20 protein-coding genes and 2 pseudogenes are annotated in these 22,959 nt (G+C 44.6%); 16 read left to right on the top strand and 6 right to left on the bottom strand.

Annotated elements, in window-relative coordinates; genetic code table 11:
• A pseudogene (locus E0E16_RS00065) lies at window positions 1-136 on the bottom strand (DNA topoisomerase); the annotation flags it as partial.
• A 21-nt stretch (window positions 137-157) separates the two neighbouring features.
• Complete coding sequence (locus E0E16_RS00070) at window positions 158-1,558, bottom strand: DUF3945 domain-containing protein (RefSeq protein WP_007173278.1); 1,401 nt, start codon at window positions 1,556-1,558, stop codon at window positions 158-160.
• 243 nt (window positions 1,559-1,801) lie between these two features.
• Here E0E16_RS00070 and E0E16_RS00075 point away from each other — a divergent pair, with 243 nt between their 5' ends.
• The 9 genes from E0E16_RS00075 to E0E16_RS14030 all read left to right on the top strand — a co-directional run bounded on the left by E0E16_RS00075 (window position 1,802) and on the right by E0E16_RS14030 (window position 11,591).
• Window positions 1,802-4,285, top strand: coding sequence for an outer membrane beta-barrel protein (locus E0E16_RS00075; protein WP_130828312.1), 2,484 nt, complete (start codon window positions 1,802-1,804; stop codon window positions 4,283-4,285).
• Window positions 4,286-4,402: 117 nt separating this feature from the next.
• Window positions 4,403-5,815, top strand: a complete 1,413-nt coding sequence (locus E0E16_RS00080; protein WP_048741237.1) for a leucine-rich repeat domain-containing protein — start codon at window positions 4,403-4,405, stop codon at window positions 5,813-5,815.
• Between the two features lie 61 nt (window positions 5,816-5,876).
• Window positions 5,877-6,407: a hypothetical protein gene (locus E0E16_RS00085; RefSeq protein WP_007173281.1), complete on the top strand. Its 531-nt coding sequence runs from the start codon at window positions 5,877-5,879 to the stop codon at window positions 6,405-6,407.
• A 6-nt stretch (window positions 6,408-6,413) separates the two neighbouring features.
• A complete protein-coding gene (locus E0E16_RS00090; RefSeq protein WP_007173282.1) occupies window positions 6,414-7,091 on the top strand; it encodes a DUF4903 family protein in 678 nt (225 codons plus the stop codon).
• Window positions 7,078-9,234, top strand: a complete 2,157-nt coding sequence (locus E0E16_RS00095; protein WP_048741232.1) for a TonB-dependent receptor plug domain-containing protein — start codon at window positions 7,078-7,080, stop codon at window positions 9,232-9,234. The genes E0E16_RS00090 and E0E16_RS00095 overlap by 14 nt, the downstream gene beginning before the upstream one ends.
• On the top strand, window positions 9,234-9,980 hold the full coding sequence (locus E0E16_RS00100; protein ID WP_007173284.1) for an HmuY family protein: 747 nt from the start codon (window positions 9,234-9,236) through the stop codon (window positions 9,978-9,980). Before E0E16_RS00095 ends, E0E16_RS00100 begins: the two co-directional genes overlap by 1 nt.
• Window positions 9,981-9,999: 19 nt before the next feature.
• Window positions 10,000-10,881, top strand: coding sequence for a hypothetical protein (locus E0E16_RS00105; RefSeq protein ID WP_007173285.1), 882 nt, complete (start codon window positions 10,000-10,002; stop codon window positions 10,879-10,881).
• A gap of 152 nt (window positions 10,882-11,033) precedes the next feature.
• Complete coding sequence (locus E0E16_RS00110; RefSeq protein WP_130828313.1) at window positions 11,034-11,348, top strand: hypothetical protein; 315 nt, start codon at window positions 11,034-11,036, stop codon at window positions 11,346-11,348.
• A 108-nt stretch (window positions 11,349-11,456) separates the two neighbouring features.
• Window positions 11,457-11,591, top strand: a complete 135-nt coding sequence (locus tag E0E16_RS14030) for a hypothetical protein (protein WP_007173288.1) — start codon at window positions 11,457-11,459, stop codon at window positions 11,589-11,591.
• Window positions 11,592-11,900: 309 nt separating this feature from the next.
• Here E0E16_RS14030 and E0E16_RS00120 read toward each other — a convergent pair.
• Window positions 11,901-12,206, bottom strand: a pseudogene (locus E0E16_RS00120) (hypothetical protein); the annotation flags it as partial.
• Window positions 12,207-12,682: 476 nt separating this feature from the next.
• Between E0E16_RS00120 and E0E16_RS00125 the strand changes: the two are divergent.
• The 3 genes from E0E16_RS00125 to E0E16_RS00135 all read left to right on the top strand — a co-directional run bounded on the left by E0E16_RS00125 (window position 12,683) and on the right by E0E16_RS00135 (window position 15,960).
• The gene (locus tag E0E16_RS00125; RefSeq protein WP_130828314.1) at window positions 12,683-13,453 is read left to right on the top strand and encodes a class I SAM-dependent methyltransferase; all 771 of its coding nucleotides are present in this window, start codon (window positions 12,683-12,685) and stop codon (window positions 13,451-13,453) included.
• A gap of 77 nt (window positions 13,454-13,530) precedes the next feature.
• A complete protein-coding gene (locus E0E16_RS00130; RefSeq protein ID WP_007173291.1) occupies window positions 13,531-14,145 on the top strand; it encodes a tail fiber domain-containing protein in 615 nt (204 codons plus the stop codon).
• 6 nt (window positions 14,146-14,151) lie between these two features.
• A complete protein-coding gene (locus tag E0E16_RS00135; RefSeq protein ID WP_080975323.1) occupies window positions 14,152-15,960 on the top strand; it encodes a S8 family peptidase in 1,809 nt (602 codons plus the stop codon).
• A gap of 99 nt (window positions 15,961-16,059) precedes the next feature.
• On the opposite strand, the gene mobC is transcribed toward E0E16_RS00135, so the two are convergent.
• The 3 genes from mobC to E0E16_RS00150 all read right to left on the bottom strand — a co-directional run bounded on the left by mobC (window position 16,060) and on the right by E0E16_RS00150 (window position 19,829).
• Window positions 16,060-18,063 carry a conjugal transfer protein MobC gene (gene mobC, locus E0E16_RS00140; RefSeq protein WP_007173293.1) on the bottom strand — a complete coding sequence of 668 codons (2,004 nt, stop codon included), beginning with the start codon at window positions 18,061-18,063 and terminating at the stop codon, window positions 16,060-16,062.
• 65 nt (window positions 18,064-18,128) lie between these two features.
• Window positions 18,129-19,409: a conjugal transfer protein MobB gene (gene mobB, locus E0E16_RS00145; protein ID WP_007173294.1), complete on the bottom strand. Its 1,281-nt coding sequence runs from the start codon at window positions 19,407-19,409 to the stop codon at window positions 18,129-18,131.
• Between the two features lie 6 nt (window positions 19,410-19,415).
• A complete protein-coding gene (locus E0E16_RS00150; protein ID WP_007173295.1) occupies window positions 19,416-19,829 on the bottom strand; it encodes a plasmid mobilization protein in 414 nt (137 codons plus the stop codon).
• A 590-nt stretch (window positions 19,830-20,419) separates the two neighbouring features.
• Between E0E16_RS00150 and E0E16_RS00155 the strand changes: the two genes are divergently transcribed.
• From E0E16_RS00155 to E0E16_RS00170, 4 genes are all read left to right on the top strand, one after another.
• A complete protein-coding gene (locus E0E16_RS00155) occupies window positions 20,420-21,214 on the top strand; it encodes a division plane positioning ATPase MipZ (RefSeq protein ID WP_130828315.1) in 795 nt (264 codons plus the stop codon).
• Window positions 21,201-21,728: a DUF3408 domain-containing protein gene (locus E0E16_RS00160; RefSeq protein WP_006045106.1), complete on the top strand. Its 528-nt coding sequence runs from the start codon at window positions 21,201-21,203 to the stop codon at window positions 21,726-21,728. Before E0E16_RS00155 ends, E0E16_RS00160 begins: the two co-directional genes overlap by 14 nt.
• Window positions 21,725-22,498 carry a hypothetical protein gene (locus E0E16_RS00165; RefSeq protein WP_130828316.1) on the top strand — a complete coding sequence of 258 codons (774 nt, stop codon included), beginning with the start codon at window positions 21,725-21,727 and terminating at the stop codon, window positions 22,496-22,498. The genes E0E16_RS00160 and E0E16_RS00165 overlap by 4 nt, the downstream gene beginning before the upstream one ends.
• Before the next feature lie 158 nt (window positions 22,499-22,656).
• The gene (locus tag E0E16_RS00170) at window positions 22,657-22,959 is read left to right on the top strand and encodes a DUF4134 domain-containing protein (RefSeq protein ID WP_004354999.1); all 303 of its coding nucleotides are present in this window, start codon (window positions 22,657-22,659) and stop codon (window positions 22,957-22,959) included.

The following is a 22,959-nucleotide window of genomic DNA, read 5'->3' on the forward strand; positions in this document are numbered from 1 at the left end:
TGATGAGATGTCCCATCGCCCATGTTACCACATAACCGCTACCTTCCAAAAATCCGTCTTGTCTGGTATTAGCTCCTACTATACGGGCTATATCTCTGGCTACCGAGGGTTTCTCGGCAATAATACAAGTAATCATAGTCGGGTTTGGTTTTAAGGGTTACATCTTGGGTCCACGGCGCTGCTGTTTCTTCTCGTCCTGTTTCTGCTTTTGGGCGGCAGTGGGCTGTGTCTGCCCGGACTTTAACGGCTCGTTCACGTTCTTGGTGGCTTCGTTGGTCTTGCCTTGGTTGTTCACTGCAACCTGTGTCTTGTGTTCTTCGGCTACGGCTACCACCTTTTCCTTGCCGGTCTCCTGCTTCTTGTCTGGATTCCACTTGTAGAAACGCGGGCGGTTCTGTTCCTTGTCCATCTTGACGTAGGCATTAAAAGGTTGCCCTTCCTTGTCCACCATGTTCTTCAGATAAAGTGTGCGACCGCTGTCCAAGGCTTCACGCTGCTTGTCGGAGAGTTCCAAACCGCAGAGCTTATGTGGTGCGCCTTGTTGTTGGCTGTGCTGCTGTCGCTCCTTCAAGCCTTGCTTGTTGTTGAAGATAAACTCGATGCCTTTCTTCTCGGCATTGACTTGCAGGGTAGCATCAAAGGACTTACCACTCTTAGCGGTCATTCCTTCCACTTTCACGGCTTTGCCCTCTACAAGGTCTTTGTACTGCGCATCGGAAAGCGTAACGCCTTTGATTTCCTTTGGAATAGCCACACGGTCGGCACGAAGGGCAATGAGTTCGTTGGTCTGAGGGTCAATGGAGACGTATGCGGCAAAAGGTTCGCCCTTTTTGGGCGTTATCTCGATGGTCTTTCCAAGATTACCCGTTGCAAGGAGTTGTTCTTTCTCTTCATTAGAGAACTTGTGTCCCATATAGGGGAAGTCGAGCTGTGGCTCTTTGCGAAGCGGGTGAACTGCCAAGCCGATATTACCCTCGCCATCGGTACGAAATGCCAAACGGGCATCGGTGTAGATGGTGGTATCACCCATAGGTATGGCAATGGTAACAAGGTTACTCTTCTGCCAGTTGAGCATTTTTGCCAACTCTCCACTCTGTTCCAATCGCTCACGGGTAAGTCCGAGGTTGTCGAGCTGCTTCCAATCTATCTTTGACTCGTCAATCGCAGTGGCATTCTTCTGTTTGGGTAGGAAGTCGTCAAAGCGCACTTGACTATCTGCCAACTGCTGCTTGTTCTCTGGCTTCTCACGGTTCTGAAGCATGGTGTGGAGCGATGCCACACCTTGTTCTACGTTGTTAGCTACTACTTTGTAGAGTCCGAAACGGGACGGCTCGTTGAACTGTTTGAGGAAATTGGTCATGAAGTTCTTCAACAAGCCATCCTTGTTGTTGAACTTCAAAAAGGCTACCTGATGCACGTTTTTGGCTTCCGTTGTTTGGAGCTTGCCTTTGTCGTCAATCCCAGAGACCACTGAGAGTTTCCCAGCTTCATTCTCGTTCTTCACTTCCGCGCGGTCTTCTAATACCAGCACATAATTGTCATTGTTGTTCGATTCCATAAATCATTTATTATTGAATGAATAATTCATTATCGAACAGCAAAATTATAGCAATAATATTATGAATTTAGAAATGAGGAAATGTTGGGAAGTAGTAGGAAATACCAGGAAAAGAAAATTATTGGTTGAGCAAACAATAATCAAAAGCAGAATTAAAAATACAAATTTATGTATTTATGATTTTTGCAAAATCGCCATTTTAAGGTATTGCATATTCTGATTGACAACCATAACTTTGCAAAAATGATGACTCTAAGGCCTTTTTTGACATTTGTCCTTCTGTTTCTGTTTAATCTCACAGCTAATTCCATCATATTGGATATTGTTGTGGGTGATACCATATCCCCCACACTCAGGTCGGATTCTTTACTCAAAAAAACGATAGAACTTGATGAAGTTCTGGTTATCGGCGAGCGCAAACTGATTACAATGCGGAAGGATACGACCTTTATCAATACCAATTGTCTGCGGGTGAGACAGGGAGCTAATCTGGAAGACCTGATACAGGAAATTCCGGGTATGGAGTATGACAGGAACAACAAAACTTTGTCGTTCAAGGGAAAAATTCTCAATGGGGTAAATATCAACGGAGAAAAGTTCATGGGCAACGACATCATTGCTGCTTTGGAAAACCTGCCTGCCGATGCCGTGGAGTTGCTGAAGCTATACGACATGCTCAGTGCTCTAGAGAAAATGACGGGTGTGGACGACGGGGCTGACAACTTCGTGCTGGATATCAAGACGAAATCTTCCTATAATGGCAGCCTGACGGGTTCTCTTACGGCAGAGCATGGCAGCCAAGACAGGCGTAAGGATGAGATGCAGGGTAATCTGTTCAATGCGAATGGCGAAAACGCGACGCTGACAATCCGTTCAGACAACCTGAGCAACACGAGCGTGGGAAAAGATAATTTTCAGAATATACTGGCGGGAAACATCGTGAAGAAATTCGGTAAAAAAATTACGTTTAATGCTAACCTCTCGCTCAACACCTTCCATAATGAAAGCACGAGCGACGACTTCTATGAGCAATACCTTACATCTGGAACAAATTATCAAAAATCCACGTTATTCTTCCTTGGTAAAAGTCATAACCATTCGGCAATTATAAGCTTTCAGTACAACATCAACGAAAAGACACTGTTGAATGTCATGTTCAACGGAACCCTCGGGAATTCGGACAACCTGACTGACAACACGACCTCTCTTTATGAGCAAAACAGCACGAGGGCAGACACGTTGACCTCGGGAATGCTGAGAAGCGGTGCTAAGGGAAACAACAGGAAATATTACTTTTCTTCCGACTTCACCCGACGCATCGGTAAGGGTGGAGCCTCCATCACTTTTGAGACATCACTCAGCGGCAGTTCAGACAGAACGGAGAACAGCAGCCTTTCAAAGACCAGATTCCATCATCTGCTCAATGCGTTAGGTAATGACTCCGTTCTCCTTCGCAACCTCTGCCAGCAGATGCCTTCACGACGAAACGAAGCCCTGATGTCTCTGCGCTACACACAGCCCATTGGCAAACAGCTGAGATTGCAGGTCAGTTATGGGTTGCGAAACGAGAAGAGCATGAACACAAGCGATACTTATGACGATGCCATGCAGCATCTACATATCGACAGCCTTAGCTATGAAAGCGCACTATCTACATTGGGACAGCAGATCAGGCTGCAAATGGACTATAAGGGCAGTCGATGGAAAATCAACGGAGGCATTAATGTGGAGTGGCAGCAGCGCCACATCAGCCGCCGGCACACACTGCAAGCCGTGGACTCCACCGTCAGAGCCGTTGAATACAAGCCTATGTTCAATGTGAAATGGAACGGACGAAGCCTGGATATGGAACTGCGTTACAGCGGCAGCAGTCAGCTGCCCTCCATTCAGGAACTATTGACGATTGACGACAAGCGTAATCCGCTTTACCATGGACTGGGAAATCCTAACCTTAATCCATCATTTCGTCAGCAGCTGTCTTTTAGTTTGGATCATCAAAAATCCGGATTGACCCTGACGGGCAACTGGAGGAACACATTCAATGATCTTGCGAACGAGGTGTCGTATGAAGAAAATACGGGCGCACGGACCTACAGGACGGTAAACGTTGGAGGAAACTATTCCGTTTCCGGAATGCTGCAATGGCAAAAGCAGATAAAGCGTCTCGTGCTGTCGGGCAGTACAGGAGGTTCTTTTCAGAACCACGTCTATTTCCTGAACGAACAAACGCAAGGCAACTCCTCGAAATGTAAGACGCACATATACGGAAACTCTATCTCCATTAGAGGCAGTTATCAGCCTAAATGGGGAAGTATAGACCTGCATGGCAGTTTGCAGACGAGTCGTTCACATAACCTTCTGACAGACATTCGTGTCAACACTTTTGATTACGATTTTGGTGTCAGTGGCACAATCGACATTCCCCATGATGTGCAGATTTGGGGCGACGCAAACGGTCGCCTGCATCGCGGAACCTATGCGGTGACTGATGACGACCAGTGGCTGCTGAACATCGGAGCATCGTGGCGTTTCCTCAAAAAGAAACAGGCAACCCTCTCGTTCAAGTGGAACGACATTCTGAACAGGCGCACCCCCCTTATGCGCTCTGTTACGGAATACGGTTATCACGAGAGCTATCGTCCACAAATCAGAAGCTATGTCCTTCTCTCTTTGAGATACCGTTTTAGCATAAGTAAGCGTAAATCAGAGGGAAATCACCACAAATAGTTATATCCTCATAAATGAGGATAGGGAGTTGTCCGCTAAAATCATAGATTTTGGGTATTGTGGCATCATTATAAATAACCTATCTTTGCACCAAAACAGTTTAATTAATATAAAAAAATGAGAACCATAAGAAAAATCGCACTGCCAGTAATGGCATTTCTTGTAATGGGGCTTGCCTCATGCAACAAGGACGAGGCAATTAATTACAGTACAAAGTCCCTTAAAAACACAGAGTTGATGGACATTCTGAAAAAGAGGGGCTTTGCCTTTGACAAAGACGGCAAGTTGGAACTCAACGACTTGGCGGAGAAAACCACCACATTGGATTTAAGTGGAACCAAACTCAAAGATCTCAGCGGACTTGACATTCTGCCCAACCTGAAGGAGGTGAAGCTGTCGAACAATGACTATAAACTTTCATTCGACTTTTCACAACTCCCCTCGCAAATCACCGGTGTTGATTTAACCGGCAATGAGATTTATGAGTTTACAGGGTTGACCAAAGAGGACGAAACCGGCAATATCACGATATTGCATCATCTTAACAAACTTTACCTGCCCAACAGTGCAAAATACAACGAGGACGAAATCGTGAATTTCTTCACGACTGCAAAAGACGTTGATATGCAGATGAGCGATGAAAAAGGAACTTTGCAGAAGTACAACACACTGCGCGAGGTGCCGGACGAAGTGCTGCGCAAGGGTATGAAAGAGGTTTTCCCCAGTATTTTTACTGGCGACAAGGTAGATATTGCCAAACGAATTGTTAATCCAGAGGAGGCTGTCATGCCAACGGCATTTATGGAGGCAGATATTAATAATTTCGAGGGATTGCAATATATCATACACAACAAGGGCTGGAGAGGTACTACAGTTGTTACCTACACGGAAAGCGAGAAAGAATTTACAACGTCGATACCATATCTCAAGATTCCTAAGACGGTGCAGGGCTTGATATTGACCAATGTCAGTACGCCAAATGGTATAGACATCAGTGCTTGCACGGATCTCATGAAAGTGAGCATCAACGATAACCCATCTCTCAAGGAACTGGATTTTAGCATGGTAAAGGCATGGGGACAGCGAGGTTATCAGACGGAAATAGCCTCTGAAGGGATGAGCTATATGGAAATCGTGAACTGTGCGAATTTGGAGAAGATAACGCTACCAAAAGAAGCGAAGCACACCAGTACACTGAGTTTCATTGCACTGCCGAACTTGAAAGAGCTGAATTTTGCGAACTTCGCCTTTGTGCCAAACATGGACCTATACGATTTACCTAAGTGTAAAATAACTTATCCGACGAACAAGCTTGAAGAGCATACAGTTACAATGCCTAATGGCACAACTGAGAAAAAAGAGGCTATATTTACTATTTCCAAGGAATTGTTTGATGCGACTAATGCAAAGGAATATGTTATGAAAAACAAGGGAACTTTGCGTAGTGGCACGTCGTTTTCTTGTATGAACTCCGTTCTCGACAAAATGGCAAGAAAAATGAAAGCCTATGACTGGTCTAAGGATTATTAAGTGATTTCACCACTTATGTTCTTTCATTTTATTCATTCACAACTTTTTGATTTTTTAAAACATGAGAAAGTTATTTTTGATGCTTGCGTTTATCGCAACAAGTTTATTCACTGCCAATGCGCAGGTGAATGGGTTTAACAACGTTCTTTTCGCACAAGGAAGCGAGAAAGTGGCAGGAGTTTACACGGGCAAAATCATTCATGCCTATATGAACAAAAAGAAGGATGTGGCCTACCGTTTCCAAGACTATGTGAATTTCGAACTGGTTGACAGGGGAGGCGGTATGTACGCACTTCGCGGTATTTTGGAATTCCAAGCTGGACCTGCAAAACACGAGATTGACTTCTCGGACGAACGGGTTACGCTCAACACCGATGCCAATGGCAACATCATCAGCGCGACTGGCAAAGGGCATATCAGAGTGTCCGTTTGGAAACAGGATTGGGTGAACAGTGATTTCACGGTAACAGTTCCCGTTGGCACATCATACGCAAGGGACGGAGTCCTCAATCTCAGGTTGGAGTGCGATGTAGTTGGTGGTGTACTTGGCAAGCCGTATAAGGCCATCTTCGAGTTTAATGGTAATAAGTAAGGAGACATGACTAAGGAAAAGTTTTCGCTTTTACTTGGTTTGGCACTCACCGCCTGTTTGGTCTTCTCGTCGTGCAATAGCGACGAGAAGATTAACTCCACTCCCATTCAGGACGAGGTGATACTCGCTAAAGCCAAGGAATTGCTGACCAAGGAAGAATTTATAGTGCTTCGTGCACGCGCGATGATGGGCCCTGAGGACAAGACGCGGTTGCCCGAGGGGTGTCCGCTTAAATATTATTTCTCGTGGAACACCGCTGCAGGTAAAGCCGACCGTCCGCTCAACATCAAACTCATCAAATTCACGGTAGGAAGTATGCCACTCACGGTAGATTTCAACATCCACTGCAAGTTCATTCCGCTTAACAAGTGGGAACGCGACGAGTACAAGGGCGACGGATGGATAAAGTTCGTAGGCGAGAAAGGCGACGTGGGATACATACCTAACGAGAAAGACGAGAAGGGTATCTACACCGATGGAGAAGGTGGATTGGGCACCGTAGTGGGCTATCTCAACGTAGACACCAAAGAGATAGAATTCTCAACCAATTTCAACGTGATGCTGATGCAGAGTTTTGTCTACCGACAAAAGATTGATTACTCTAAAAAACTTACTTATGAACAGGACTTCAAGCAGTACGAAGAGGATCTTGCGAAGTATAAGAAAGAGCATGGCATTCTCTAATGTAATGAAGATACCTGTACGAAATAACAAGTGGAGTGAAATGAACGGGAAATTATCCATCCCGTTGCTGCTGTGTCTCCTCCCTGTTGGGGTAGTGGCACAGCAGCCGCATATAAACAGTGCAGACAGCGTGAGGAGTCTCGGCGAGGTGATAGTAACGGGATCACGTACGCCACGCCCTGTGAATTCGTCTCCCGTGACCACGCAGTTACTCAGTGGCAAGGTTATGAGAGATGCTGGCTTCGGAGATTTTCAATCGGCTTTGCAGCACCTCACGCCCGGACTCAATGTGCAGAAGGTGGCTTTCGGCAGCGAGATGAGTATGGACGGCATGGATGCACGCCATGTGGTGATGCTGCAAGATGGTGAGCGCATGACGGGCGATATGGCTGGTAATTTGGACTACGAAAGGTTCAATATTCACGGCATAGACCGCGTGGAAGTCGTCAAGGGAGCCAGCAGCACGCTTTATGGCAGCCGTGCATCCGGAGCAGTGATCAATGTCATCGGAAAGAAGACGCACAAGCCTCTTGACATAGATGTGGGCGTGCGCTGGGGACAGATGAACGAACGCAACTACAGGAATCCCAAGAAGAAGGATTTTATCTATATGTTCGAGAAGAATGCCGACCGTCCCAACCTCTCGGCGTGGCTCTCAGCGGGTGCACACCAGGGCTGGTTCACGTCGCAGACCGATGTGTGGTATAGTTCCACAGATGCCTTCTATCTTTATCAGAAAGTGGGCGATCGCAAGGTGTACTCGCGCGAAGCTAATCCATGGCTGCACAAAGACACTGTGTTGCAAAGCACCTTCCCTCGCCCGCCGATGGGCATCGAGGGCAGGGAACATATAGTGGCTTCGCAGAAACTGTGGGTAGAACCCATGGCAGAACTGTCGGTGCAGCTCTATGGGTCGTGCTTCTTCATGAATAGTTACGACCTGGTGCAGGACCTCGTGTTCACCCAAGCGCGCGACTGGACTTACGGTCTGAAGGCATCGTATCGATGGAAGGACTATCTCACGGCGAAACTCATGCTTCACACCGACCGCTACGCCAGCTTCAAGCGACACGAGCGGCGAGACGAGCGCAAGCCGGTCTATAAGTCGCGAATCCTTCAGCCGAGACTCACGCTGCAAAGTCGCTATTTCGACGGTCACGAGCTGAACGCCGGCATCGAACTGTTTGACGACGTGCTCACCTCTGACCGTTTCGTGAATCACAAGGTGACCACACGCACCCTGAGTGAGATGGAATGGTTTGTGCAGGACGACTGGTCGCCCACGCAGCAGTGGACGGTGTCGGCAGGACTGCGCACCAACTACTCACGCGTGTTCGGACTGATATGGCTGCCCAAGGTGGCAGTGAAATGGCAACCAGATACTCACTGGGCCTTGCGTGCGGTCTATTCCAAGGGCTCGCGCTCACCCAGCATCAAGGAACTGTTCTTCAACTGGGACCACCTCGGCATGTTCGTCATCAGGGGAAACGAAAATTTACAGCCCGAAAAAAACCATTACCTCTCCTTGGGCGTGGAGTATGCTTCGCCTAAGCTCTTCGTCAACGCAAACGGCTACGCCAACCTCTACCGCGACAAAATAGAGGGCGTGTGGAAGATTTACGATATGCAGTACAACTTCCTCTACACCAACCTCGCACGGCAGACCGTGGCTGGCCTTGACGTGCTGGCACGATGGAAACCGTGGACGTGGCTCACACTCGATGCCAACTACTCCTATGTGTATATCACTGCGGAGAAGGGGCGGCGGTTCTCCACCACCTCACCCCATGCGGCGACAGCCAATGCGACGTATAAATATAGCCGCCGCGGCTACAACCTCGGCGTGACGCTCTCTGCCCAAATCATGGGTGAGAAACGCTACGATGTGCAGGATCGTCTCTTCCTCCCTTCCGAGGGACGCGGGCGCGATGCCTATTTCCGCTGCACGCTACCGGCCTATGCGCTGTGCAACCTCAACGTAGCACAGACTTTCAGTGACAAGTACCGGCTTTCGGTGGGTGTAAACAACCTGCTGAACTACAAGCCCAAGACTTTAGGCTCAGGACTGACCACGTTTAGCGTACCGGCGGAGGCGGGTGCAAGGCTCTACGTGCAATTTGAAGTAAAAATCGACAAGAAGTAATGATGAAGAATAATCTTACAGATAAGACCATCGGCATACTCATGGCAGCAGCCTCTGCAATATTACTCGGAAGCTGTGTGCATTACGATGCCGACGAGTTCGAAGGAAAGGTGATGCCTCGCGCCACAGGTGCCTATACGGGAGTTACCGACGACTGGCTCTACTTCAACCTGCGAACGGGCAAGGCGTTCAATCTTTCCGCTCCCAATCAGGATATCACAGAAGGAGACCAGTTGAAACGTCTGGACTGGGACATCGCCTTCTGCGGAGCGCATATCCGCACCAATGGCGGCACGTCGGGTCCGGGCAAGGGGGCGGCGGCAGACCTCGGTTTCGGCGACTACGACCACTGGCAGGACAGAGTGCAGATTCCCGACGATGTGAAGTGGGTGGAGGACGACACAACCTCCGTCTATGTCACCTACTCGCAGCGCGAGTGGTACAACTACGTGAACACTCACTACCTCAAGCCCGACGGCACACCCGACAACGACGGACACCCATGGTTTGACCCCAACCGCGGACCGGCACGACGGCTCACCAGTGGCAATCCGCTCTTGGAGCAGTGCATCAAAATAGAGGGACCTCCCATGACTTACACGCCGTCCTATCACGTCTACGTTATACGCTGTGCCGACGGTGTGCGGTGCTTCAAACTACAGGTGGTGAGCTGGTTCAACCAGCAGTCGTCCATCGATGACGAGGGCGGCGGGCAGATGAGCTATTACATCGATGAACTGAAATAATAATAACAACATATCATCAATGGAGACAAAACGTAAAATATATCCTTGGCGCACTATCGTATCGTTCTTACTGGTACTCTTTGCCATGCCGTTGGGACATGCGCTGATGATACTAATGGAGAAGTTTATGGACGAGGGCGCCATGCATGTAGCAGGGTTTGCGATGGGTTTCGTGGGGCTTGTCCTCGTTATCGTCGGCGTGTTCGTGAAAGGCGACACCCGCCAGACGCTGTGGGGACTCTTCGGCGGACTGCTCTTCTGGACGGGATGGGTGGAATTTCTCTTCCTCTACTATGCCCGCCGCTACGGCGTGCAGCCTGAAATGGAGAACGGCGTGGTGGTGACCAAGCCCGAATATCTCATCATGCCGGCCTCATTCGGACTGTGGATGATGGTGATGACGATGTACATCTTCAGCACCAAGAACGGCTGCGACTTCATCACGTGGATACAGAAAATGGTGTTCCGCAGCCGCCGCAAGGTCATCGCTGCCCAGCCCATGACACGCCACACGAGCATCGTGACGTTCATGGAACTCAACATGATGCTGTGGGGACTGTACCTGCTGCTGATGTTCTGTTACGACAAACGCTTCGTCGGCGACCACCATCCCGTGACGTTTTTCGTGGGCCTGGGCTGCCTCGTGGCATCAGTGTTCATGTTCCTTAAACAACTGCGCATCGCCTCGTGGGGAGCAAACATACGTATGGCGATAGCCACGGTCATCGTATTCTGGACGCCCGTGGAAATTCTCGGTCGCATCAATTTCTTTAAGGAATTCTGGGTTGAGCCCGAGAAGTACAGGTTGCAGATGATTGCAATCCTCGCGGTCTTCATTGTTCTCGGCTTTTATCTTTGGATAAAGAGCAAACAGCACAGGAGAGCTAAGACGAATGATTGAACTCCACGCATATAGCAAACCTAATCATAAACCCAAAAGACGGCTTGATAGCCGGTCTTGATAAAAAAACTTCAACGATGAAAGAAAATTTCAAAATCTCTATTCTCTGGGTGTCGATAATTGCAGGTATGTCTGCACATTCATTAATGGATATGATACCCCTTTTCTGGAATGCAAACATAGCAATCTCCAATGACGGTGTGGCTCCTATGTCGATGCTTGTGTTGATGGCGGTCGTTTCTGTCACCTTGCCGATGACGGGACTGCTGCTTTCGCTCTATGCCTGTAAAAGTCGGTATAAGTTAGTGCATTTCTGCCTTGCCGCACTCATTGCACTGTTTTGCACAGCACATTGCACGGAGCTTATATTCACTTTCGAGTTTCCACAGCTCTTTATCCACCCCATGCTAGTTGTGCTGAGCATAACGCTTGCCTATGAGTCGTGGAAATGGTATAAGGAGGCGTAAGCCTTTTATCATTATAAGAAACGCACTTGTCTTAATGATATAATGCGTTTTTTTATCTCACGTAATGAATACTGTTCACTTTTCCAATAAATCTCGTTATTTTCAACAATGAATAAAACGATATTCACCTTTATCTTATCGTTCATTCCCTTTTTCGGGTGGGCACAGGAACAGACCGTTTCGCCTTTTCACAAGGACGACCACGAGGGAGGACTGTTTGCAGGCGGCGCCGTCACTTATTAGAACAACACCAAGACCAAAGCCACTACGCTACAGTTGTATCCCGAGGTAGGCTGGCGGTTCAACGAGACATGGGCTACGGGCATCATGTTGGGTTATGCCTTCGGCTCGGAACGTGGCGAGAACGGACGAGAGAAAACCCATGCCCTGAAACTGTCACCTTTCGTACGCTACTACTATCTGCATAAAGGACTGTTCAACCTGTATTTAGACGGCGGTTTCGGCTACAACTACATCACTCCCGTCGGTTCTGCCGGAACTTACAGGCATCATGGCTTTGAGGTAGGGGTGCGTCCGGGCGTATGCGTGGATCTGAAGCATGGTGTGGAGCGATGCCACACCTTGTTCTACGTTGTTAGCTACTACCTTGTAGAGTCCGAAACGGGACGGCTCGTTGAACTGACGTAGAAAATTGCTCATGAAGTTTTTTAGAAGTCCGTCCTTGTTGTTAAACTTCAAGAACGCTGCCTGATTGGCAGCGATTACTTCGGTGGTTTTAAGGTTACCCTTGTCGTCAATACCGGATACTACGGAGAGTTTTCCCGTTTCTTTCTCGTTCTTTACCTCAGTGCGGTCTTCCAAGACCAGCACATAGTTGTCATTGTCTTTTGGTTCCATAATTATTTGTTATTTATTTGTTATTGAGTTACTATGTTGAACGACAAAGATATAAGCAATAATCAGATTGTTTATAACATAAAGAATTCACGGGAAAAGAAGGGAAAATAAAGGTATTATTGAAAGGTGTTTTGTAAACCTTAATTTGATTACTTGCCAAAATATGATGTCGATTTCTTCGCTATCTGAGAACATGAAGTTTTAATGAAAAAGGAGATGTTGAACTTCTGTTATTACACTCTATCACACCAAATGTTGGATGAGGCAGATTTAATATTAAACCATTGATACATACTATATAGAATAATATCACCAATATTAGGTATATACAGATAAGTTTTTTTTTGTAAAAACTCCGCAAGTCATACCGTCTTATTGGTATTTTTATGGTACTTGCAAAAAAAATAATGATATTAGTTTGCTTATTTGTTTTTTTTTGCTTTCTTTGTAAAAAGAACTAATACAGTTAAGAATATATGCAATACCGACAATCTGATAGAAAGCTATATTTTCATGAACTTTCCACAACAAGCCAAAAATATTTTATTCCTTATATCGAAAAATATAAGGAAATAACTCATGGAATAAATGTTTTGGAAATAGGTTGTGGTGACGGAGGAAATCTTTTGCCTTTTTCTAAAAAGGGATGCAACACTCTTGGGGTTGATTTGGCAGAATGCAGAATTAGTGATGCTAAAAAGTTCTTTCATGAAGCCAATGCTGCAGGAGAATTTTTTGCTTCAGATATATTTGAGATTAAAGGGAAGGATGGGCTTTTTGATTTAATAATTTGTCACGATGTTTTAGAACATATAGAGAATAAGTCTTTTTTTATATCTTCCTTAAAAAGATTTCTTGCCCCACGAGGGGTTGTTTTTATCTCTTTTCCTGCGTGGCAAATGCCGTTTGGAGGACATCAACAAATTTGTAGAGGAAAGTTCCTTTCTCATCTTCCTTGGTTTCATTTGTTACCTAAAATTTTATACGAAAGCCTTCTCAAACTTGGGAGAGAAAAAGAAGATACAATTAAGGAATTACTTAGCATCAAAAAGACAAAATGTCCTATTGAGCTTTTTGAGAAATTGATAGAAAAGAAATTTAGAGTTCTTGATAGAACTCTGTTTTTCATAAATCCGCATTATGAGGTGAAATTTAAGTTAAGGCCTCGCCTATTACATCCGACAATTGGGAAAATACCCTATATTCGTAATTTTTTCACAACGTCTTGCTTCTATTTATTATCATAATAAATTATTAAACAAGGTAATCTTACTTCCGAAAAGCGATTTCATAATCTCAAATTATTAATTAAAACCTGACAGCAATGAAAAATTTAATGGTTAAGAAAGCTGTTTCTGCTTTAGTTTTTGCTCTTTTTTGTGTAACTGCAAATGCACAAATGAAATTGTACAGTAATGGTCAATTAACAATTGGCAATACTGCACCCTATGGTTTCTACAAACAAACCATTGAAGGTCTTGGAATGTACTTCAAGTGTAAGACAAGCAATTTTTTCCAAATTGACGTCTCACCTGTTGGTACCCGTTTGGCTAGTCATGCCGACCAAGTTGTATTCTACAATACACAGACAAGTACTTTCAACAGTATTCAAGTTAAGGATGTTTATAATTACTCTGATGCAAGAGCGAAATCTAATATTCGTTCTTTACAAAATGGATTAAATTGCATTCTCAAATTGCGTCCCGTGTCATACTCTTTTTCAGATAAACCTACTAGAGAGGCTTCTTTACTAAGGAAAGGAGGAGATGAAAGGGAAATAGGTCTACTCGCACAAGAGGTTGAAAAAGTTTTACCTAATGTAGTTTTAACTGATGCGGAAGGTAAGAAATTGATTAACTATACTGCACTTATCCCTGTAATGATTGACGCTATCAAATCTTTACAAACGGAAATAGAACTTCTTAAAAATAAAAAATAGAATCCTATGAGATACAAGAATTTTATACTACTTTATACGGCGTTGATTTGCTCTTCTGTGGTAATTATATCTTGTAGTGATGTAATAGATAATAATATCATTAACAAGTCCGATAATCAAATTTCGACACGAGCAAGCCACAGACGCCCAACGGATTATTATTATTGGTATAATGGTAAAAAAATAGAAATATCTTCTTTACGAAATTTATACTATATTTCATCATCCGATAGTTCAAAGTTAGTGGCTATTGACTTGAAAAATTCTGCTGTTTCTACAATTACAACAAAGCAAGCAGTACAAAGCCAAAAAGGCTCTCAGTCGCGTTTTTGGAAAATAGTTGAAATAAGACCAGTTGGCAATGTAACTACGAATGGAATTCTTAGTTCAATGATACAAAAATTGAAAGGAAACAAAGATGTTCAAGTTGCGCCAGTGTTTGGACTTGATGAACAAGACTATATATCAACAAGTGAGTACTTTTATATAAAGTTAAAATCATCTCAAGACTATAATCTTCTCCAAAGTGTTGCGAAAGACTTTGACGCAAAGGTTATAAAGGAAGTTGATTACATGCCTAATTGGTACATTCTAAAGTCGCCGATAAATTCTAATGGTTTGGAAACTTCAAACAAATTCTACGAAACAGGCAAATTTGCGGATGTAGACCCTGCTTTTATGTTTAATTTTAAGACAAATAATTGTACCTCTGAGCCTGATTTTAATCGGCAATGGGGACTAGAAAAGGTCAATGCGTGCAATGCTTGGAAATTAACTAAAGGCAAACCTCAAATTACTGTTGCGGTTTTAGACCAAGGTGTAGATCAAAACCATAGAGAGTTCGCGAATAATTATAGTCCATTGTCATATGACATACATAATGGTCATTCTCCATCTGTTGTACGTGGAAGGCACGGTACTCATGTAGGAGGTATTATAGGTGCAAACCATAATGGAATTCAAATAGCAGGTCTTGCCCCTCAATCCACAATTTTATCCATCAGTCATGGATTGTACATTTCGCCAACTATTAGTAGCGAGTTAGCAACAGGGTTTGGATATGCGACATCTCACAATGTTGATGTTATCAACAACTCTTGGGGAGATCAGGGTGGAGCCTTTTACAAAGAAATGCATAGTGCTATCTTGGAAGATGCTATTAGGACCGCAATGACTTCTGGTAGGAATGGGAAAGGAATGATTGTTGTTTTTGCTTCTGGAAATTATAATAAATCAGTGCCAGATTATCCCGCAAATTTCCATCCAGACATTCTTGTTGTTGGTTCCGTAGACCAAAGGGATAAAAAATCTAGTTTTTCATCTTATGGGAAAGCTCTTGATGTTGTTGCACCAGGTAGTAATATTTTATCAACAGTTCCTAACAATGGTCTTGATGAGATGAGTGGTACTTCTATGGCAGCTCCTCATGTGAGTGCCATCGCTTCATTAGTTTTATCTATTAATCCAGAATTGACAAGAAAAGATGTTGTAGATATAATAGAACAAACTGCACAAAAGGCAGGAAATTATGTATATTCTACTTTACCTGATAGAACGAATGGAACTTGGAATGAGCAAATGGGATATGGTATCTGCGATGCCTTTTCAGCTGTTTCAGCAGCACAAGGAGGGATTGTTTACTTCTATGATCAAACAGTAACATCCAATAGAAATGTAGCAGGATGGATTATTAAAGCAAAAAATTTTAATGTTACAAGCAATTCATATTTGAAGTTCACATATGGTAATATTGTAACTATTGATGCTCCATTCACCATAACGAAAGGTTCTGTATTTGAGATCTCCAAGAAATAATTATCTTTTATATGCAGAAGAGGGATAAAATTTATCTGATAAAATTTATCCTTCTTCTGTCGTTCTTTTTAAGGATATTTCTTCCTTTTTCACCCTGAATTAATCTTTGATAAGATGTGATAATGATGGATCAGACTTTATCCTTTCCGTTTCCTTGCCAACAAGATTTAAAACCTCTCTCTTCACTCGTTTATAATTTTCCTCTATTGTTTCTTTGAGAGTATCTTTCCCCTCTTCATCTGTGAACTCAACAATCACAGGAATTGATAGATAGGCTTTCATCTCAGCGGAGACTTTGACACTATCCACCACTATTTCAGCATGGAAAATCTTCTGGTCGATGCGTTCATCGAAGTTGTCAGATACTGCTCCAACGAACATACCTTGTGTAAGGTTGGAAATCTTACTTGCAGGGATAAGACTATCCATCTGTGTTGAAATGGAAGTGGATTTGTCGTTACGGTTGATGGTCATAGACTGTCGTTGCTGGAGAACCTTTCCAAATCGTTCAGAAAGCGTCTTGGCCGTTTCTCCGACGACTTGCCCGGAGAAAACATTGCCTACCGTATTCTGAATCACTTTGCTCTCCTTATCCCCATAGTCACGGGTAAGCTGCGAAAAGTCCTGAAAACCCAGACACACTGCTACTTTATTACTTCGTGCAGTGGCAATCAGATTGTCCAAACCACGGAAGTAGATTGTCGGCAACTCGTCGATAATCACTGAGGATTTGAGTTGCTTCTTCTTGTTGATGAGCTTCACGATACGGCTGTTATACAAACCAAGTGCAGCCGAGTAGATATTCTGACGGTCGGGATTGTTACCCACAACAAGGACTTTCGGCTCATTGGGATTGTTGATGTCAAGTGAGAAATCATCACCTGTCATTACCCAATAGAGAGCTGGCGAAATCATACGTGAAAGCGGTATCTTGGCACTGGCAATCTGTCCCTGTAGCTGGTCTTGCGCTCCGCCCTCCCAAGCATCCATAAAGGGAGAAAGGTAGTTGGCAAGCTCATCGTAGGAAGTAAGTATCGGAAATATCTGTGCGTAGGGACGGTTCAGGAATTCTATGGCATGTGGAAAGGTGCAATACCTGCCGTTCTCATATATCTTCAGAAACCAGATAATGGCGGCAAGCAAGATAATCGGTGATTCGACGAAAAAATCTCCTTGCTTCTGAATCCACGAACGGTTCAGATTAAGCATAATGGTATAGGCACTCTCGTAGGCATCCGATATATCCGTCATAAAAGCAGGATTGATAGGATTGCAGCGGTGCGATTTGCGTGGGTCATCAAAGTTAATCACATAGAACTGAGGCTTTACTTGGTAGGCATCAAGGTGGTTGAGCAAATGGTTGTAGGCAATCTCGGAAAGGTCGGGAAACTTATAATCATAGATATACATGGCAAAGCCTTTCTCTATCTGTTGCTTGATGTAGTTGTTCACGATAGCGTATGACTTACCAGAGCCGGGTGTGCCGAGCACCATCGAGGCACGGAATGGATTGACTACATTGATCCAGCCCTTGTTCCACTTCTTCTTATAGTAGAATCGTGTAGGAAGGTTTACCGAGTATTCGTTCTCCATCAACCGAGTTTCCTGCATAAAGCTCTCATTCTCGGTATTGAACACATCGTCCATCAAGTTGTTTTTGAGCAGTCGGCTCATCCACACACCTGCCATCAGCAGACAGATATAGCCCACAGACAGCGTAAAGATATAGAGCGAAGCAGTACCCACCTTACCAATGGGCAATGCCAACAGCCACCAATTCAGAAAAAAGAGCACAAAACCTGCGAAAAGCACCGTCCAAATCTTTGGCCATGTGATTTTCTCTTCCTTCACGCCTTTTGTACCTAAACAGGAGAGCGCAAGGAAAACCACACAAAAGAGTTTCGTCCAAAGGATGGACGAGAACAAGCCCGTAGTCCGCTCAAAATTCATCAGTATTTTGTTGATGATGCTCAATGTGAAATGCCATTGCTGGAATGCCTCGTAACAAAACCAATAACAGTTAATCAGGAGGAATATCACAGATATACCCCGCATAAAGTCCATAACTTTACCCAATGCCCTTAAATCATCTTCTTGTGCCATAATAATGTATTTGTAGCCTCCCCCCAACCCCTCCGAAAGGAGGGGAGTTGGAATTGCTCGTTTATTTAATGTTTTCTTCGTCTAAGATTTACCTTACTTTGCTTTCGGAGTTTACGCTGCCATGCCGCTTCTTTCCAATCATCATTGCCCGATGCAGAGAAAGTTTCTCCCACCATATCGTCGATTAGTTCATCAACAAGGTTGTCGCCTTCCTCTGTGTCTTGTTGTAATAACTGCATGTTATTTATCTGTTCATGGCTAACGGACGGATTACCATAAAGCGATTCATCCAAGAATGGATTGTGAGCAGGGTTAGAGAAGTACTCGTTAAACTTATTGGCGGCATATCCCTTCCCCAATCGTGAGCCGTTGAGCGCAACGCCTCCTTCGTCGTCTATGAAGGTAATGCCATAGATACGTCCGCTTTCATTCTTTCGGATTGCCACACGCAAGCCCTGTTCCTCCAATCTTTGTCGAAGTTCTTCCTCTGTCTTTGGAGAGGTACGCATAACTTCCAATATCTTTCTTCTAACGGTTGGTATCAGCGGCTTGATGGCTTGCTTCGATTTCCGCATCCTGTTCTGCACGGCAGTGTGGCCTACACCACGGCCGATGTCTGAGGCATGGATGGGTGTGCCTGCCTTGTTTCCCTTGTCATTAGTCGAGACATAGACAAGCCCGTCGTATTTCCTTCCCCGAAACTCCTTCCTGACTTCTTCCACTGCAAGATTGTATGCGGAGAGAACGGCGTTCAGTTCACCCAATGAACAGAAGCGATAATGCTTCAGCACCCTGCGGAGGACGCTTGCCACCTGCTCCTTGATGTTTCCTTTACCCATATCCACCTTGGGCGTTTCTGTTTCTGCCTTATTACTAATTTTTGAACTTGGAATAAGATTATACTTCCTTTCCAAGGCATCGGTAATCTGCTTGCTCCGCCGCTTCTCAAACTTATCGTTCATCTTTCTTCCTTTGCTGTCCACCCGAAGCGACACGATGTGTATATGCTCACGGGCAATGTCATTATGCTTGAAGACGATGTAGGGTTGCTTGCCATAGCCGAGTGCCTCCATATATTCCTTTGCAATCTGCGTGAGTTGCTCATCAGATAGTTTCTCGTCTGGGTGCGGATTGAGGGAGCAGTGAAAAACCGTTTTCTTTGTCCTGCATTGCTCTGGTATCGTCTTTTGCATATCGGCAAGTACCTTATCCATTTGAAAAGTGCCATCGAAGCCTTTCCGAAGTTCGTTCACGCAGAGGACTACCGCTTCGTTGTGCTGCATCTTTTTGAAGTTATACCCCAATGCTCCTCCAAGGTTCTCGGTAGAAGAAATCTTTGCAATCATATTCCTTTATCGACTATCAAATTGTTCCGTCAGTTGGATGGCTTTCTGTTGTAGCGTGATGATTTGACCAGAGATTTTTTCCAATTTTTCAAGTAAAATCTGTGCAGTTTTCACGCTGTGATAAGAGTTTATTGCGCGTACTGTTTGGTTGTAGAGTACGCCTATCCGATGATTTTCGGCAATCAATTCCGAGAGTTTACGATAATAATCCACAGCGGATTTATCTACTGTTATCACCTTGAACTTCTCCCCAAGAATACAGCCACGCACAAAATCAGACTTCGATTTTGCACCGGATTTATGGAAAAGTTCAATGACTTTTTGCTGGTCTTTGGGGTTGGGCAACCGTACATGCCAGTTGTCCCAACGTGGCTTTTCTGCCGTCTTTTGTTCTGAACCGTGTTCCGTTTCCTTTTTCATATTCGTTTTGGCTTCTAATTACGACTTTGGAGTAATTCATCTCCCCTTCGGGGCAAGGGTATTTGTGGTACAAACGTCGGTTTGTGTTACAAAGACACACCTTGCCAATATCAAGAGTTGATGCAATAGAAGCATCCACCTGTAAGGGTGTCCGCTTCGGATAGTTTACCTCCATGTTTTCTATCTGCCTGCAAAGTTACAGTGGATTTTCAAATATCTCATTATCAGCGACATTCACTCTTTTTCCTTTCATTTCCCTGCATTTCATAGGCATCATAAAATCAGCCGAAATATCATTTATTTTGCAATCAGAACGAGCGAACAATGGTATGATAACACAAGCAAAAGATATATCATATTATCGCCTGCTTGCACCAAAGATGACAAGAAGGAACAATACATATTCATAACAATTTATTGTCATGACAAACTATTGTCAATACAACAAATTGTAAGAACTTGAAATCGTCCTTTTGGACTATCGCCCAAACCATACACAGTCAGAGCAAACTGTCTGCTGATGACTCTTAATAATGAGAGAACATCCAAACATCAAATAGACAAATAATATGAACTAAGAAATTATCATTATGGAGAACAAAGAACAACGCCCCCTTTTTCTGGGCTTCTCTTCCCAAAAGGGAGGAGTGGGAAAAAGTACTCTTGCCGAAATCGTAAGCAGCATATTGTACTACGAGCAAGGCATCAACCTCTTCGTGATGGACTGCGACCTGTCGCAAGACTCTTTCTACAAACTGAGGGAACGTGAGAAAAGTATCGTTCAGGAGAGCGAAGAACTTTCCAAATCCATGCAGGAGTACTTTCATCACCTTGGCAAAAAAGCATACAGAATTTACAAGTCTGCACCCAAGGAAGCCGTCAGGACTGCACGAAGTAAAATCGACGGTATCAGCAACGAGAAGTACCAGTTGGTTATATTTGATTTCCCGGGACATGCTGGAACAACCGAACTGATGGAACTGTCCCTTCAGATGGACTATATCCTTTCTCCGATTGAAGCCGATATTCAGTCGCTGGTTTCATGTCTGGCATACGCCAAGACTATCACGGAGATTGGAGTTTCGATGTCCGACTCCCGGATAAAGGACATTATTCTGTTCTGGAACAAGGTGGACAGAAGAGTAAGGAACATCATCATCGACGAATATACAAAGCTCATCGACGAATACGAACTCACGCTCCTGCCCGGCTATGTGTATGCCACGCACCGCTTCTCTCACGAACTTTCCACATACGGACTGTTCCGCTCTACCTATCAGCCTCCTGCAAGGGGATTACGAATGGGTACAGGGCTGGACGAACTCGTCAATGAGATAATTCAACGTCTCAAACTAAAAACGAAAACAGAAAATGGCAACGATTGAAGAAAGAAAGCAACAGCTGGAAAACAAGCTGAAGAAAATGGCAGAGGACAATGTCGTGGTGAAACCTGTCACGATACCAAACTCCTTCGACCCTTCCGAGGATACTGAGTCCTCCCCAGCAACATCAGGGGAGGAAGACAATAATTTAGAAGAGACGAAAGAAACGAAAACAGCAAAAGAAAAACCGGTAGATGAAATAGAAAGAGAGGAAACGGGGAACACGGAACAGAAACGGGAAAGGAAGCCGAGAATGGAAAAGCCCGGCGTATCCTCCCTTTCCATCGAGGACTACCGTTCCCTGTACTTTCATCCCGTCCGTTCCCAAATGCGGACAGCCTTCTCTATAAATCTGGAAACGCTGCAGAACCTGCGCAACGTATTGCAGGACTTGGGGGAGCGTGTCTCCATAGCCGCATATATAGACAACATTCTTAGGGAACACCTGCGTGAACATTTGGAATTGCTCAACAGTGCGGCAGCAAAACAAAGACGCAAGACAACAATAACACTATGATGGAAACAATACTTTTCAGTTTTATACTGATACTCATCATCATTTGGATAATGCTGGGTATCCTGTACTTCTATATGCGGTATGTATCTCCGTATGGCATCCTTATCAAGAAAAATAAAAAGGGCAATGAGCAGACTAAGGAGAATGAAGCGACGAAGAAAAAAGACGGACAAAAAGGAGAAGGAACAGAAGATCAAGCCGAGTTTGTACTGATTGGCAAAAGCCGTTCCACTTCCCCTATTATCCCACAAGTTCCCTCTGCTTCATCATTAGAAAATTCAAAGCAGAATAGTAATAATTTTGTAACGCAAAACTCCGAAAATAAAGATGACATGAAGGAAGAGGATAACGAGATGGAGGTTAGCTACGAGATGGAAAGAGAGGACGAAAACGAGGTTGCTCGCGAGGAGCTGAGTCTGCCCATTGAGTCCGCATCTGAAGATGGCGAGGTATCCAGTCAATCTATCCTCGCACGTGACTTAGGTCGCATGAGAAAGTGGCGTAAGAACAGTGATGAGGTAGATGATGCCGAAGTCAAGGAAATTGTCGGTCAACTTAAAGGCACTGACTTTATGGAGAAATACAAGGAGTATGTCGCCAAAATGCAAGGTGAGCAGTCCATCCTGCTGGATAAAATCCGAAGCGCAGAGGAAGGAGAAGAGCAGACAGATGAATTGTCCACTTTCGATGCCTCCAGAAAGAACTCTTCTGACAATCTGATGACGGAAACTGACGATATGGGTGAGCGTCCACTGTCATACTATCTGTAAAACCAATGTTCATATTGTAGAAGTGTAAAGTGATGCGGGGGTGGCTCAAAAGTAAAACAATCAACCAATATCTGTCATACGATAAAACCGAGCTACCCCTTGCCACTTTCACCCTAAAAAGAAAATAATTTGTTTAACAACTTAAAATAAAAACAGCAATGAACAACAAAAAGAAAATCACAATGCTGCTCCTGATGGCTGCCGCCACCGTAGGAGCTTATGCGCAGGGCAATGGAATGGCGGGTATCAATGAAGCCACCAAGATGGTGACCAGTTATTTCGATCCCGGCACAAAACTCATCTATGCCATCGGTGCCGTGGTGGGCTTGATCGGAGGAATAAAGGTCTATAACAAGTTCAGTTCGGGCGACCCCGATACGAGCAAGACCGCAGCCTCTTGGTTCGGTGCGTGCATCTTCCTCATCGTGGCGGCAACCATCCTACGTTCTTTCTTCTTGTAA

The organism is Prevotella rectalis (assembly GCF_900607215.1).
GTDB lineage: Bacteria > Bacteroidota > Bacteroidia > Bacteroidales > Bacteroidaceae > Prevotella > Prevotella brunnea.

Bases quoted from the DNA above. Each gene is read 5' to 3' on its own strand.
- E0E16_RS00135 (WP_080975323.1), top strand. From the start codon at position 14,152: ATGAGATACAAGAATTTTATACTACTTTATACGGCGTTGATTTGCTCT.
- E0E16_RS00170 (WP_004354999.1), top strand. From the start codon at position 22,657: ATGAACAACAAAAAGAAAATCACAATGCTGCTCCTGATGGCTGCCGCC.
- E0E16_RS00090 (WP_007173282.1), top strand. From the start codon at position 6,414: ATGACTAAGGAAAAGTTTTCGCTTTTACTTGGTTTGGCACTCACCGCC.
- E0E16_RS00095 (WP_048741232.1), top strand. From the start codon at position 7,078: ATGGCATTCTCTAATGTAATGAAGATACCTGTACGAAATAACAAGTGG.
- E0E16_RS00165 (WP_130828316.1), top strand. From the start codon at position 21,725: ATGATGGAAACAATACTTTTCAGTTTTATACTGATACTCATCATCATT.
- E0E16_RS00155 (WP_130828315.1), top strand. From the start codon at position 20,420: ATGGAGAACAAAGAACAACGCCCCCTTTTTCTGGGCTTCTCTTCCCAA.
- E0E16_RS00150 (WP_007173295.1), bottom strand. From the start codon at position 19,829: ATGAAAAAGGAAACGGAACACGGTTCAGAACAAAAGACGGCAGAAAAG.
- E0E16_RS00075 (WP_130828312.1), top strand. From the start codon at position 1,802: ATGATGACTCTAAGGCCTTTTTTGACATTTGTCCTTCTGTTTCTGTTT.
- mobC (WP_007173293.1), bottom strand. From the start codon at position 18,063: ATGGCACAAGAAGATGATTTAAGGGCATTGGGTAAAGTTATGGACTTT.
- mobB (WP_007173294.1), bottom strand. From the start codon at position 19,409: ATGATTGCAAAGATTTCTTCTACCGAGAACCTTGGAGGAGCATTGGGG.
- E0E16_RS00070 (WP_007173278.1), bottom strand. From the start codon at position 1,558: ATGGAATCGAACAACAATGACAATTATGTGCTGGTATTAGAAGACCGC.
- E0E16_RS00085 (WP_007173281.1), top strand. From the start codon at position 5,877: ATGAGAAAGTTATTTTTGATGCTTGCGTTTATCGCAACAAGTTTATTC.
- E0E16_RS14030 (WP_007173288.1), top strand. From the start codon at position 11,457: ATGAATAAAACGATATTCACCTTTATCTTATCGTTCATTCCCTTTTTC.
- E0E16_RS00125 (WP_130828314.1), top strand. From the start codon at position 12,683: ATGCAATACCGACAATCTGATAGAAAGCTATATTTTCATGAACTTTCC.
- E0E16_RS00080 (WP_048741237.1), top strand. From the start codon at position 4,403: ATGAGAACCATAAGAAAAATCGCACTGCCAGTAATGGCATTTCTTGTA.
- E0E16_RS00110 (WP_130828313.1), top strand. From the start codon at position 11,034: ATGATACCCCTTTTCTGGAATGCAAACATAGCAATCTCCAATGACGGT.
- E0E16_RS00160 (WP_006045106.1), top strand. From the start codon at position 21,201: ATGGCAACGATTGAAGAAAGAAAGCAACAGCTGGAAAACAAGCTGAAG.
- E0E16_RS00100 (WP_007173284.1), top strand. From the start codon at position 9,234: ATGATGAAGAATAATCTTACAGATAAGACCATCGGCATACTCATGGCA.
- E0E16_RS00105 (WP_007173285.1), top strand. From the start codon at position 10,000: ATGGAGACAAAACGTAAAATATATCCTTGGCGCACTATCGTATCGTTC.
- E0E16_RS00130 (WP_007173291.1), top strand. From the start codon at position 13,531: ATGAAAAATTTAATGGTTAAGAAAGCTGTTTCTGCTTTAGTTTTTGCT.